We start from the raw sequence: 12057 nt of genomic DNA, 5'->3' as shown, positions 1-12057 counted from the left end.
GGCATGGATGCTATAAACTGCAAAGCGGTCGCACTTTACAAGGACTGTGCGATATACATGAGAAATAGGGGAAGATTAAAGTGAATAAATCTCAACTGGTCGATCAAATTGCTGCAGGTGCTGATATTTCTAAAGCAGCGGCAGGACGTGCTTTAGATGCTGTGATTGCTGCTGTGACTGAGTCACTTCAGGCTGGTGAAGACGTAGCATTGGTTGGTTTCGGAACCTTTGCCGTCAAAGAACGTGCTGCTCGTACCGGCCGTAACCCACAAACAGGTAAAGAGATAACCATTGCTGCAGCAAAAGTCCCGAGCTTCCGTGCGGGTAAAGTGTTGAAAGACGCGGTTAACTAAGTTATCCGTCTTATCTATCCTCAATCATTCGGCTGAGTAACGATAGTCACACTTGTTCAGCTTGAGTATGGCGGATATGAGCGGGAAAAACATCTCGGTATTGCTCTGGCACATCAATGATGTGCCTTTTTTGTTATCCTGAGTGGATTTTTACTTGCGATTGATGATTTGAAACGCGTTTCTTGTCACAATAGGTTTTTGCGCGCAGCATCATGGCAGATCTCGTCGGCATTGATGCTAGTTTAGCGCCTGCGCAAGCTTACTCATCTTATTACAGCGGAGTGTTGTTACACCATGATGGACAATTTACGTGCGGCGGCCAATCACCTCGCGCTCAAGATAATTTTGGGATTGATTATCGTGTCATTCGTATTGACTGGCGTCGGTGGCTACGTGAGCGGTAACAATAACTATGCCGCAGAAGTTAACGGCCAGGAAATTGGTCGTGGCCAGTTTGAAAATGCGGTAGTCAATGAGCGTAATCGCCAGCAACAACAGATGGGAGAACGTTTCTCTGAACTGGCTGCTAATGATGGTTATATGCAAGCGCTGCGCAGTCAGGTACTGAACCAGATGATCGATGAGGCACTGCTTGATCAGTATGCCAAAACGCTGGGACTGAGTATCAGTGATGAGCAGATCAAACAGGCCATTTTTAAACAGCCTGCTTTCCAGAATGACGGCAAATTCGATAATGCTCGTTACACCTCAATTATTCGTAATATGGGGCTGACCCCGGAACAATATGCCCAGGCATTGCGTAATCAACTGATAACCGAGCAACTGGTGACAGCCATTGTCGGTACTGATTTTGTGCTTACCGGCGAAATGGATGAGCTGATAGGACTTATCTCGCAACAACGTGTTGTCCGTGAAGCGACCATTAATGTTGATGCCTTAGCAGCCAAACAAACTGCGAGCGAGCAGGAAGTTAGCGAATTCTACGAGCGTAACAAAAATAACTATATTGCTCCTGAGCAATTTAAAGTCAGCTACATCCTGCTGGATGCGGCGACATTTAAAGAAACGGCCAGTGATGCAGATATTCAGGCCTACTACGATCAGCATATTGAGTCTTTCACCCAGCCTCAGCGTGACCGCTACAGCATTATTCAGACGAAAACAGAAGCAGAGGCACAAGCCATTCTGGATGAGCTGAAAAAAGGTGCGGATTTCGCCGCTCTGGCGAAAGAAAAGTCGGCTGATATCATCTCTGCCCGTAATGGCGGTGATATGGGATGGCTGGAAGCTTCAACCACGCCTGACGAGCTGAAAAATGCTGGTCTTCGTGAGAAAGGGCAGTTATCCGGCGTGATTAAGTCCTCTGTCGGTTTCCTGGTGGCACGTCTTGATGATATCCAGCCAGCACAAGTCAAACCGCTGTCAGAAGTTCGCAATGATATTGTTTCCAAGGTTGAGCAAGAAAAAGCACTTGATGCCTATTATGCCCTGCAGCAGCAAGTGAGTGATGCAGCAAGTAATGACAATGAGTCACTGGGCAGTGCTGAAAAAGTTGCTGGCGTTAAGGCTGTCGAAACCGAGTGGTTTGGTCACGATAATCTGCCAGAAGCACTGAACTTTAAGCCTGTTGCCGATATGATTTTTAACGGCGGATTAGTCGGTCAGAGCGGAGCGCCTGGCAGTAACTCGGATATCATTACCGTTGATGGTGACCGGGCATTTGTCCTGCGTATTTCAGCTCACACTCCACAGAGCATCAAACCTCTGAATGAAGTGCAAGAGCAGGTTACTGAGCAAGTTAAACAGCAAAAAGCAGAGCGTGTAGCGAAACTTGACGCGGATAAACTGCTGGCTGAGCTGAAAAAGGGCAATGGCGATGCAGCGATGAAAGCTGCTAACCTCAGCTTTGGCGAGCCGCAAACTCTGAGTCGTGGTTCTCAAGGCCCGATTAGTCAGGCTGCCTTTGCCCTGGCTCTGCCTGCGGCTGATAAACCAAGCTATGGCGTGGCAAATGACAGTAATGGCAATGTCGTATTACTGGCACTGGATGAAGTGAAAGCGGGAACCGTTCCGGAAGCACAGAAAAAGGCGATGGAGCAGGGGATCACTCAGAATAACGCTCAGATAGCGTTTGAAGCTTTAATGTCCAGCCTGCGTCAGCAAGCGAAAATTAAAATGGGTGAGTCTCTGGAACAGCAGTAATTAATTCCATAGCACACCGCACGTTTCTGTAACGTGATGCAAAAACAAAAGGCCGCTTTCGCGGCCTTTTCCACATTTAAAGGATGAGGTTTGTTCCATTGATATAGGGCTTGTAGGGTGATTCAGCTGTCTACATACAAGGAGGAACAGCATGAACACCGGCATCAAAAAAATACTTTCAACTTTTATTCTGGCAAGCTGGATAAGTACGTTTACCGCCCATGCAGGACAGGAGCGTAGTCCTGAACCTTCAGCCCAGACAGAAAAAGCGGCTAAACCCGCTACTGATAAACCCACAGATACAGGCGCTTATGGTGTCGATATTAATACTGCCTCTGCTGAAGAATTAGCGGAAGCAATGAACGGAGTCGGCATCAAAAAAGCACAAGCCATTGTGAAGTACCGACAAGAGTTTGGTCCTTTTAAAAGCATCGAGAATATAACAGATGTACCTGGTATAGGTGCCTCATTGCTGGAACGTAACCGCAGTCGCATAAAATCGTGAAATTGATAGATTTTGTTTCTATCTGAGATTAAAAATTTGCTAGGTTAATTGTAAGGTCATACCAGTGTAACGGTATGGCCTTACAGGCGTGATGAAGTTTTGATAAAAGTCAAACAAGGGTAACGGTATGATGAAGACGATTATTAAAGTCAGAGGCTATCATTTAGATGTCTATCAGCATGTAAATAATGCGCGTTATCTGGAGTTTCTGGAAGAGGCTCGCTGGGAAGGTCTGGAAAACACCGCCTTTTTTCAATGGATCACTGAAAATAACATTGCCTTCATCGTGGTGAATATCAATATTAATTATCGCAGTGCTGCCGTCCTGGGCGACGTATTATGTATCACCAGTCAGTTACAGCAACTGAACAGAAAAAGCGGCGTACTTCAGCAAAGTGTTACGCTGGATCCTGACGGAAAAATAGTGGCTGACGCTTTAATCACTTTTGTCTGTATTGATTTAAACACCAAACAGGTTTTGCCGATTGAGGGTGAACTCAGTACCCGACTGGAAGAGCTGACAAGTTGATGCGCCAGAGGAGGGTGTCATCTGGCGTTTTAGCGATTAACGCAAACCGGTTTTTTCTTTCATAGAAGCCATGACGGCGGTTCTGTCGGCCAGATAGTGATTAAGGCCGTTTGCTCGCAGATTGCAGGCGGCACATTCACCACAACCTTCCCCCTGAATACCGTTATAGCAGGTCAGGGTTTCATAACGAATCAGGTCCAGCTGTTGCCAGTAGTCAGCCAGGGCCCAAGTCTCGGCTTTATCCAGCCACATTAACGGGGTTTCAAAACGGATATTCCGCGCCAGACCTAAATTAACCGCTTGATTGAGGGATTTAACAAATTCATCTCTACAGTCCGGGTAACCAGAGAAATCCGTTTCACATACGCCGGTAATCAACGACTCAGCCTCTACCTGCCAGGCATAAATAGCTGCCAGGGTCAGAAACAGAATATTACGTCCCGGGACAAAGGTATTGGGAATACCTTGCTCATCAGGGCGATAGTTCGGAACCGGAATATTGTCACGCGTCAGGCTACTGACGGCCAGTGAGTTCAGCATGGTGGCATCCAGCACTTTATGCGCGCAGGCTCCTAGCTTGCGAGCAAGCTTCTGCGCCACTTCAATTTCAGCCCGATGTCGCTGGCCATAATCAAAGGTCACACAGTGTACCTCGTCATACTGTTGCAAGGCCTGAATAAGACAGGTCGTTGAGTCCTGCCCACCACTGAAGACGACTACGGTACGTTTCATTGAAATTCCATCGCTGATAATCACTGAGTATAAGTCGGGTATGGTAACTTCCCTGCAACAGGGAAGCCAGCCTGGTGTTGGTAGCGGGATGGTGACTTCACGGTGAAATAGAAATGCCCTGCTATGTTTAAGGTAAGGTACTGAATACTCCGGCAGGCGGTGAAGTTTTTCTTAAATATAACCTATCAGGTGTTTTTAAATTGACTAAAAATCACCTATTAGGTTATTTTCAGTGTAAGGACAGCAGGTGGACATGGAATGGAAAAGAAAACACCTCATACCAGGCTCAATGTAGTTAAGGAGCTTGTCGAGCAGGACAAAATTAGGATGACGATGTCTGCGACTGATGGAGCTGATGAGCCAGGACTTGATTTTGATAATGTGAAGCAAGTGGTTTTAGCTTTAACAAGTGCGGACTTCTACAAAAGCATGACAACTTATCAGTAATCATACAGTTTGGCAGGATGTTTACCGACCTGTCTTAACTGACTGTCGGGTGTATCTAAAACTTACAGTCAGCGATGATGTCGTCGTTGTCTCGTTTAAGGAGAGATAAGATGAAATGTCCAGTGTGTGCCGGTGCAGAACTTGTAGCGGGAACAAGACATGTTCCTTTTACCTTCAAAGAGCAGAAAACTTTCTTTTCAATCACTGGTGACCATTGCCCAGCGTGCGGCGAAGTGGTGATGGCGCGAGATGAGGTTAATCGTGTACAAGGACTGATGAATGAATTTAAAGCGAAGATTAACGCGAAATTTGTTGATCCTGTATTTATCATAAACGTGCGCAAAAAACTGAAACTTACGCAAAAAGAAGCGGCAGAAGTATTCGGTGGCGGTACGAATGCTTTCTCTCGTTATGAGAAAGGCAGTTCTCAGCCTCATCCATCGACGGTGAAACTACTTCAAGTGTTAGACCGACATCCTGAGTTACTTAATGAGATTTACATACGAGTACCTAAAAAAAGAGTACCACGTGGCTCCGTTGACGTTGAGCTAATTCTGAGCTGAGGAATTATCTATGACCACCTTTTATCAACTTACAGCCACCAGCCTGCGAGGCGAGCCTGTCTCTATGGCTGACTATGCAGGCAAGCTGGTGCTGGTGGTCAATACCGCCAGCCATTGTGGCTTTACGCCGCAGTACGCAGGCCTTGAAACGCTCTACAAAAAATATGCCGCTCAGGGGCTGGTGGTGCTGGGCTTCCCCTGCAACCAGTTCGGTAAGCAGGAACCTGGCGGAACCGATGACATTGCGCAGACCTGCCATATCAACTACGGTGTCAGTTTCCCGATGTTCGAGAAAGTGGCGGTCAACGGTTCTGCATCACATCCGGTATTCCGTTATTTGAAAAAAGAATTACCTGGTCTGCTGGGTGGACGAGTCATGTGGAATTTCACTAAGTTTCTGATTGGACGCGACGGTAAACCGCTCAAGCGCTTTGCCCCCTTCACCACTCCGGAGAAAATGGAAGCCAGAATTCTTGCGGCACTTGAAATCTAGGAGGCAAGATCTTCAGGCACTCTCTGGCGGCGGCAACCAGACATCGGCAAAATCAAACCAGCCCCAGGTATTTAATTTCACGCCACGTACACCGGGCGGGGCGCTGATCTGATAGCGATAATTAAACAGGGGGGTGATCACAGCATTCTCCATCAGCGTATGAAACAGGGCTTTCAGGTCATCAATGCGCTGTAACTCGCTGGCTGAACACTGGATTTTATCGAGACTGGCTTGCAAGCCCGCATACTGGCTGGCGTTAAATAATGCGGGCCACAGCTTATCCACCCGCAACCATTGCTCAAGGGTATATTCCGGCTCTTCACCAATCAGCCTGTCACCCATAATCAAATCCGCCTCTTCCAGCCTCTGGCAGTGACGCCAGTTTTTAGCATCATGAAAGATTATCTTCAGCTCGCAGCCGCGTGCGGCGAGGTGGTGTTTTAGCTGCCGGGCCATTGCATGAAGTTCCACCGGCAGGTGATAAATGAGCGTTAGCGCTTTTGGTAGCTCGACCGCGCCTTGTTGTTCCCACTCAGGTGTTTGCCAGCCCGGCAACATACCGGTATTTGGCGTAATCAAGGTGCTATCGAAGGGTAAAGTGGCGATCGTTTCAGGTTCACGAACCATTTGCATCAGCGTTCGGGCTTGTTCCAGGGTCAGTTTTCCCTGCTGTTTAATGCTCAGATAGCAAAAACCCAGACTAATTTTGCTCGTTATCGGACGTAAGTCCGTCAGTTGCTCTTGCTGGCCAATAGCAATTTGCACCGGATGCAGACACCCTGTTCTGGCGGAATCATTAAACAGTTGCGGCGTTATCCAGAGTTCCACCGCTTGCAGCAGCGGATGGCGCAGGTGGTAGTACTCAAAGCTTTCCAGCCTGACCAGATTATCTTTAAAGCTGACAATACGAAAAGGCCCGCATCCCACATCAGGATGAAGCGGATGGGCAACACGGCTGCAGTAACTGGCAAGACGGTGTGCCAGCCAGTAATCCGGCCCGGAGAGCATAAAACGCAGACACCCTGCATGGGGGAGCTCAATCGCTTTAACGCTGGAAAACAGCGGTTTTAACTCGGGAAGTTGCAGCAGGCTCTGTAGTTGCTGTTGTAACTGAGCGGTATCCAGCGGTTCACCGTTATGCCAGTAAAGCGTCGGATGAATAAAAAAGTCCCAGCATAAGCCATCATCAGAAACTTGCCAGTGATGGGACAAATCAGGCTGGGGGAGGGCATGTTCCCGGGTAAAACGCGTTAAACCAGAAAATATCTGCCGGCTCAGATGCTGCTCAGCGCGTCCAGCTAAAAAACCGGGTCGAATTGGCTCCAGCGGCCGATAGTAGGGGATCCTCAGGGTTGGCACATTATTTTGCCACTGGCCACCAAGAAAAGGCTGGAGCAGATGACGAAGCTGATCCGGGGCTATCTTTGCCAAATCCAGTGCGTTCTGATGCAGGCCTTTATTTAGCACTTGCTCCATCAGCTCTGTACGTACGTTCTCGGGTGTACGCCTAAAAATGAGCTGCCCGCGTTTCCCTCTGCCAGATTGAGCCTGCCATTGTAACCAGCCCAAATCGCTAAGCTGACCCAGCAGAGTACGTATATGACGCTCGCTGCAGAAGCAGCGTGCTGCTAGTTCAGCGACAGTCACCTGCTGTGTTTCTCCGACTGAAGGTTGCCACAGACGCTGAAACTGATTGAGCTTGTTAAGGATACGCATAAGAAACCCGGAACATTTTTTTTTAAGTATTCACTATTAGTTCCGTATATACCAGGCGATACTTTTAATGTCACTTCCCCACACTGGAGTAAACATGGTTCGTCTGGCTGCATTTGATATGGATGGCACACTTTTGATGCCCAATCATCATCTTGGTGATGATACTCTCACCGCCCTGGAGCGTCTGCGTGATGAGCGTCAGGTGACTCTGGTCTTTGCTACCGGACGCCATGTACTCGAAATGCGGCATGTGCTTGATGCCTTTAATCTGGATGCGTATCTGATTACCGGAAATGGCACGCGTATTCATGGCCGTGATGGGGAACTCATGCACGGGAGCGATCTTCCTGCTGAAGTCGCAGAGCGGGTTATTCACCGGGAATGGAATACTTCAGCGAGCATGCATGTTTTCAATGACCGCGGCTGGTTTACCGAGCAAGTTACCCCAGAACTGCTGGCGGCCCATGTCTTCAGTGGCTTTAAACCCCAGGATACCGACTTGCGCAGTATTCCACTCAATGAAGTCACCAAAGTCGTTTTCTGCGGGACTTATGAAAGCCTGTGTGATTTATCTGTTGAGCTGGCTGCGGTGTTAGGTGATAGCGCTACTCTCTGTTTCTCGGCGGCCGAATGCCTTGAAGTGCTGCCTCTGGGCGCGAACAAAGGGGCTGCCCTGGATAAGCTCAGTAGTCATCTTGATATTAAGATGCAGGAATGTATGGCCTTTGGTGATGCCATGAATGACCGGGAAATGCTTGCCTCAGTGGGGCGAGGCCTGGTTATGGGCAATGCCATGCCACAACTGAAAACCGATTTACCCCATCTGACTGTCATCGGCCACTGCGCTGATCAGGCGGTGGCGCAGTATTTAACCTCTTGGCTGGACACATCACATCTCACCGATTCCCCAGAATATTGAGACCTTCCAGCGCCGGGCTATATGCCCGGTTTTTTTCACTCATCCTCCTGGTGACCCATCAGAGTTTCCAGTACAAAGTCAGCTCGTTCCTTCACCCCAGTCTTTGGTAACAGCAATACCTCGTAGCCCAAGGCAGGATATGTTTGCTGTAGTCGCTCGAATTCAACCCGTGCCGCGTCCAAATCATGGCGGCGCTCCGTATCCTGGACGTAGATTTCAGGCCAGGGTGGCGTCAGAAAAACTTTGGGATGGTAGCGATAGTTTTCACTGAGGACTGACAGTTGTGCTTCGCCTGTTAAGGCTTCAAGAGCAGCACTAACATCAATTAATCCACGGTCAAAAAACACCCATTTATGGCTGTTAGCAGGGGCCTTGAGATAGTCGTCCTGTGACATCTCAATCGCCCTGTGTAAGAAACATGCCATATCAACCCAAGGCACTGCCCGGCCACCGGTGAGCACCTCTTCCTGAATAATGCGCCGTCCGGGTTCAGTGAATACGGTATAGCCGCGTCGTTCCAGCTCTGCGAGTAAAGTGCTTTTACCACCACCGGAACAGCCGGAAATGATAACGAATGGATTCATCAGTTTTATCCTTGTCTGGTGAAAATTAACCTGTGGGTTATTCTCTTTATTTCAGATTTCGTAAAGCGCGCTGGCATATCCGCCGGGTCGCATCAGCCGGTGTATCTTCAAGCCATTGCATGCAAAGCTGGCTTACCCAGACAGGCTGGTCTTTTGCGGCATCGTTGAGCCAGTTTGCGACGGAGTCCTGGACATAGACTGAAGGATCGGCGCGTAAGGGTGTCAGGGTACTGTTTAAACTCGGCAATATGGCTGCACCAGACACCGCGCGGGCGTATAGCCTCACTGGCGAAACGACGTATTCTCTCAGAAGGTGAGCGTGTCAAGGCGGTCAGATAAGTGATGGTGACGGTCAAATCTTGCACCAGATGCGGGCGTACCGCCATCCAGGCCCATTCACGGACGCCAAAATGTTCGTCATCCGCCAGAGGCTGAATCAAGTCTAATCGTGCCTGAAGAGTCAGCCCAGTTTGCGCCCCAATCATAAAACATGCCCAGCCACGAACGGTATCTGAATCATGTGTACGGCATTGATTAAGACCCTCAGCCCCTGACTCATTGAGTAACAGAATACCCATAGCCTGCATTCGCTTAAGAATGCTCAACTGGCAAGCTGCTCTGGCTGCGGCCACTACGGATTCTGATAGCCCGGGAAAAACGGCCTGTAATAGTTGAGTCTGATCGAGTGCCAGCCCTTCGGTCAGTGTGGCACTGGGGATAAGGCCTTGTGATAAGGCGTGCAGAATATCGGGCGGAATATCCGCGGTACGACTGAAGCCTTTACGTGGCATGAGCTGGCTCATTGGGGGAGTTCCTTTTCCGAGTGAATCAGGCCGGTCGATACCTTATTCAACAGCATCGCCAGCTGTTCACGTTCGGTCCTGGACAGGTGGCCAAAAAGACTGGCAATCCAGGTGCTGTGACTATCAAAAACCTGTTTCGCTGTTTGTCTGCCTTTGTCGGTGAGCTGGATGCGAATCGCGCGGCGATCGTGCTCTGCTGGCAGGCGTTCGATTAACGCTTCACGTTCAAGACCGTCGAGGAGTCCTGTTACGGTCGCTCGGGTTACACCTGCTCGTTCAGCCAGTTCATTGGGGGCTAGCGCTTCGCCGACACTATCGAGCAGAAATAACATCACGAAACGCCCCTCGGATAATCCCTGCGGTGCCAGTAATCTGGCGCAGTCATTGTCAATATGTGAGGCCAGAGAGAGGGTTTGAAAGCACAGTTGAATGCCTTCTATATCAGGAAGCTGACGGCGCTGTGCTTCTTGCAGGAGTGCCTGGTATTTTTGTTCAAGGATCATATTTGATGGCTCCATATAATATGGTGCCTAACTATAATCAAATAAAAGAACTAATATCTACCAGATACTTTCAAAATGCGAGGTATCCCACATTATCATCGAATAATGTGGGATCGGGAGGATCGCTACTTTATCAGCTCACTGAGTTTATGCTGCCAGGGTTGTAAGCTACCGATATTTTCTTCAACCCATTGTGAGTTGTAGTAGGTATCCAGATAACGTTCACCGCTATCGCAGAGCAGAGTGACAATCGAACCGCTACGCCCTTCGGCATGCATTTTCGCAGCGAGCTGAAGTACGCCCCACATATTGGTTCCAGTAGACGCGCCCACTTTACGTCCCAGTAATGTCTCCAGCCATTGCATGGTTGCGACACTGGCACCATCCGGAACGCGCATCATGTCATCAATGACATCCGGAATAAAAGAGGGCTCGCAACGTGGCCGACCAATACCTTCTATCTTGCTGCCTGTCGGGCTGGTGAGCCCACAGTCTCGTTGCAGCCAGTAGTCCATAAAGACTGAATGTTGTGGATCAACCACCAGTAATTTAGTTTTATATCCCTGATAACGTATATAGCGCCCCAGTGTTGCTGAACTCCCCCCGGTACCGGCACTCATAACGATATAATCCGGGATAGGATGGGGTTCATGGGTCATTTGGCGGAAAATACTGTCCGCGATATTGTTATTACCCCGCCAGTCGGTTGCACGCTCGGCATAGGTAAACTGATCCATATAATGCCCGTTCAGCTCGCGGGCGAGTTTTTCCGAGGCGGCATAGATTTCAGCGGGATGATCGACAAAATGACATTGACCGCCATAGAAAGCGATTTGTTCTATTTTTCGTCTGGCAGTACAGGCGGGCATCACGGCAATAAACGGCAGCCCTAACAGTCGGGCAAAATAGGCTTCTGATACGGCTGTTGAGCCTGAAGAAGCCTCAATAATGGTTGTCCCTTCTTTTATCCAGCCGTTACACAGGCCGTAGAGGAATAAAGAGCGTGCCAGACGGTGTTTCAGGCTACCGGTCGGATGGGTGCTCTCGTCTTTTAAATAGAGCTGAATTCCCGGAAATGCCGGTAAAGCAAAACGAATTAAATGGGTATCTGCCGAACGTTGATAATCGGCATTAATTTCGCTGATAGCGTTGTTAACCCAGGCATTGGTCATAGCACATTCTCTTTTAGCAATTTGTGCGTAGAATAACGTAAAATAAAGATAAAAAAGTTGCTAATTTTCCTTCAAATAGCTCTCATAGTAGAAAATTATTCTCTTTGGATAGGGTATGATAGATAAAATAGATCGTCAGCTGCTCGCACTACTACAAGATGACTGTACGCTCTCTTTGCAGACCCTGGCCGATGCCGTTAATCTGACCACCACGCCTTGCTGGAAACGCTTAAAACGCCTGGAAGATGACGGTTATATTCGCGGCAAAGTCGCCTTACTTGATCCGGAAAAACTAGGACTGGCACTGACCGCTTTTGTGCTGATTAAAACCCAGCAACACAGCCGTGAATGGTACAGTCAGTTTGTCTCTGTCGTCGAAGCTATGCCTGAGGTTTTAGGGTTCTGGCGTATGGCCGGTGAGTATGACTACCTGATACAAGTTCAGGTGGCTGATATGAAACGTTATGATGAGTTCTATAAACGGCTCGTTAATGGCATACCGGGACTCAGCGATGTGACGTCGAGTTTTGCCATGGAACAGATAAAATATACTACTGCATTGCCGCTTGCGTAAT

The 12057-nt window shown here is 48.7% G+C and carries 14 protein-coding genes and 1 pseudogene; 9 read left to right on the top strand and 6 right to left on the bottom strand.

Features of this window, described 5'->3' with window-relative positions; translation table 11 throughout:
* The first annotated feature begins 80 nt into the window (after nt 1-80).
* The 4 genes from hupB (at nt 81) to M2387_RS14300 (ending at nt 3550) form a co-directional block, all read left to right on the top strand.
* Nucleotides 81-353 carry a nucleoid-associated protein HU-beta gene (gene hupB, locus M2387_RS14315; RefSeq protein ID WP_259050338.1) on the top strand — a complete coding sequence of 91 codons (273 nt, stop codon included), beginning with the start codon at nt 81-83 and terminating at the stop codon, nt 351-353.
* Between the two features lie 294 nt (nt 354-647).
* Nucleotides 648-2516, top strand: coding sequence for a peptidylprolyl isomerase (gene ppiD, locus M2387_RS14310; RefSeq protein WP_259050337.1), 1869 nt, complete (start codon nt 648-650; stop codon nt 2514-2516).
* 151 nt (nt 2517-2667) lie between these two features.
* Complete coding sequence (locus tag M2387_RS14305) at nt 2668-3021, top strand: ComEA family DNA-binding protein (protein ID WP_259050336.1); 354 nt, start codon at nt 2668-2670, stop codon at nt 3019-3021.
* 130 nt (nt 3022-3151) lie between these two features.
* A complete protein-coding gene (locus M2387_RS14300; RefSeq protein WP_259050579.1) occupies nt 3152-3550 on the top strand; it encodes a YbgC/FadM family acyl-CoA thioesterase in 399 nt (132 codons plus the stop codon).
* A gap of 36 nt (nt 3551-3586) precedes the next feature.
* Here the strand turns inward: M2387_RS14300 and queC are convergent, their stop codons facing one another.
* Nucleotides 3587-4282, bottom strand: a complete 696-nt coding sequence (gene queC, locus M2387_RS14295) for a 7-cyano-7-deazaguanine synthase QueC (RefSeq protein WP_259050335.1) — start codon at nt 4280-4282, stop codon at nt 3587-3589.
* Between the two features lie 258 nt (nt 4283-4540).
* On the opposite strand from queC, the pseudogene M2387_RS14290 reads away from it, so the two are divergent.
* The 3 genes and pseudogenes from M2387_RS14290 (at nt 4541) to M2387_RS14280 (ending at nt 5785) form a co-directional block, all read left to right on the top strand.
* Nucleotides 4541-4838: pseudogene (locus tag M2387_RS14290) on the top strand (type II toxin-antitoxin system MqsR family toxin).
* Between the two features lies 1 nt (nt 4839).
* Nucleotides 4840-5292, top strand: a complete 453-nt coding sequence (locus tag M2387_RS14285) for a type II toxin-antitoxin system MqsA family antitoxin (RefSeq protein ID WP_259050334.1) — start codon at nt 4840-4842, stop codon at nt 5290-5292.
* Between the two features lie 10 nt (nt 5293-5302).
* The gene (locus M2387_RS14280) at nt 5303-5785 is read left to right on the top strand and encodes a glutathione peroxidase (protein WP_259050333.1); all 483 of its coding nucleotides are present in this window, start codon (nt 5303-5305) and stop codon (nt 5783-5785) included.
* Nucleotides 5786-5797: 12 nt separating this feature from the next.
* Here the strand turns inward: M2387_RS14280 and M2387_RS14275 are convergent, their stop codons facing one another.
* The gene (locus M2387_RS14275; protein WP_259050332.1) at nt 5798-7501 is read right to left on the bottom strand and encodes an SgrR family transcriptional regulator; all 1704 of its coding nucleotides are present in this window, start codon (nt 7499-7501) and stop codon (nt 5798-5800) included.
* 94 nt (nt 7502-7595) lie between these two features.
* Here M2387_RS14275 and cof point away from each other — a divergent pair, with 94 nt between their 5' ends.
* On the top strand, nt 7596-8420 hold the full coding sequence (gene cof / locus M2387_RS14270; protein WP_259050331.1) for an HMP-PP phosphatase: 825 nt from the start codon (nt 7596-7598) through the stop codon (nt 8418-8420).
* 35 nt (nt 8421-8455) lie between these two features.
* Here the strand turns inward: cof and M2387_RS14265 are convergent, their stop codons facing one another.
* The 4 genes from M2387_RS14265 to M2387_RS14250 form a co-directional block, all read right to left on the bottom strand.
* On the bottom strand, nt 8456-9004 hold the full coding sequence (locus M2387_RS14265; RefSeq protein ID WP_259050330.1) for an AAA family ATPase: 549 nt from the start codon (nt 9002-9004) through the stop codon (nt 8456-8458).
* A 107-nt stretch (nt 9005-9111) separates the two neighbouring features.
* Complete coding sequence (locus tag M2387_RS14260) at nt 9112-9807, bottom strand: DNA alkylation repair protein (RefSeq protein ID WP_259050329.1); 696 nt, start codon at nt 9805-9807, stop codon at nt 9112-9114.
* The gene (locus M2387_RS14255; protein ID WP_259050328.1) at nt 9804-10310 is read right to left on the bottom strand and encodes a MarR family winged helix-turn-helix transcriptional regulator; all 507 of its coding nucleotides are present in this window, start codon (nt 10308-10310) and stop codon (nt 9804-9806) included. The genes M2387_RS14260 and M2387_RS14255 overlap by 4 nt, the downstream gene beginning before the upstream one ends.
* Before the next feature lie 125 nt (nt 10311-10435).
* Nucleotides 10436-11482, bottom strand: coding sequence for a PLP-dependent cysteine synthase family protein (locus M2387_RS14250; RefSeq protein ID WP_259050327.1), 1047 nt, complete (start codon nt 11480-11482; stop codon nt 10436-10438).
* A 115-nt stretch (nt 11483-11597) separates the two neighbouring features.
* Here M2387_RS14250 and M2387_RS14245 point away from each other — a divergent pair, with 115 nt between their 5' ends.
* The gene (locus tag M2387_RS14245; RefSeq protein WP_259050326.1) at nt 11598-12056 is read left to right on the top strand and encodes an Lrp/AsnC family transcriptional regulator; all 459 of its coding nucleotides are present in this window, start codon (nt 11598-11600) and stop codon (nt 12054-12056) included.
* The last annotated feature ends 1 nt before the right edge of the window (nt 12057 follow it).

This window comes from Klebsiella sp. BIGb0407 (assembly GCF_024807845.1).
Lineage (GTDB): Bacteria > Pseudomonadota > Gammaproteobacteria > Enterobacterales > Enterobacteriaceae > JGM124.
This window is presented reverse-complemented; position numbering and strand designations above follow the sequence as displayed.

Excerpts from the sequence above, each read along its gene's own strand:
- M2387_RS14255 (WP_259050328.1), bottom strand. The coding sequence starts at position 10,310 with ATGATCCTTGAACAAAAATACCAGGCACTCCTGCAAGAAGCACAGCGC.
- queC (WP_259050335.1), bottom strand. The coding sequence starts at position 4,282 with ATGAAACGTACCGTAGTCGTCTTCAGTGGTGGGCAGGACTCAACGACC.
- M2387_RS14250 (WP_259050327.1), bottom strand. The coding sequence starts at position 11,482 with ATGACCAATGCCTGGGTTAACAACGCTATCAGCGAAATTAATGCCGAT.
- M2387_RS14305 (WP_259050336.1), top strand. The coding sequence starts at position 2,668 with ATGAACACCGGCATCAAAAAAATACTTTCAACTTTTATTCTGGCAAGC.
- M2387_RS14300 (WP_259050579.1), top strand. The coding sequence starts at position 3,152 with ATGAAGACGATTATTAAAGTCAGAGGCTATCATTTAGATGTCTATCAG.
- cof (WP_259050331.1), top strand. The coding sequence starts at position 7,596 with ATGGTTCGTCTGGCTGCATTTGATATGGATGGCACACTTTTGATGCCC.
- M2387_RS14285 (WP_259050334.1), top strand. The coding sequence starts at position 4,840 with ATGAAATGTCCAGTGTGTGCCGGTGCAGAACTTGTAGCGGGAACAAGA.
- ppiD (WP_259050337.1), top strand. The coding sequence starts at position 648 with ATGATGGACAATTTACGTGCGGCGGCCAATCACCTCGCGCTCAAGATA.
- M2387_RS14275 (WP_259050332.1), bottom strand. The coding sequence starts at position 7,501 with ATGCGTATCCTTAACAAGCTCAATCAGTTTCAGCGTCTGTGGCAACCT.
- M2387_RS14265 (WP_259050330.1), bottom strand. The coding sequence starts at position 9,004 with ATGAATCCATTCGTTATCATTTCCGGCTGTTCCGGTGGTGGTAAAAGC.
- M2387_RS14260 (WP_259050329.1), bottom strand. The coding sequence starts at position 9,807 with ATGAGCCAGCTCATGCCACGTAAAGGCTTCAGTCGTACCGCGGATATT.
- M2387_RS14245 (WP_259050326.1), top strand. The coding sequence starts at position 11,598 with ATGATAGATAAAATAGATCGTCAGCTGCTCGCACTACTACAAGATGAC.
- M2387_RS14280 (WP_259050333.1), top strand. The coding sequence starts at position 5,303 with ATGACCACCTTTTATCAACTTACAGCCACCAGCCTGCGAGGCGAGCCT.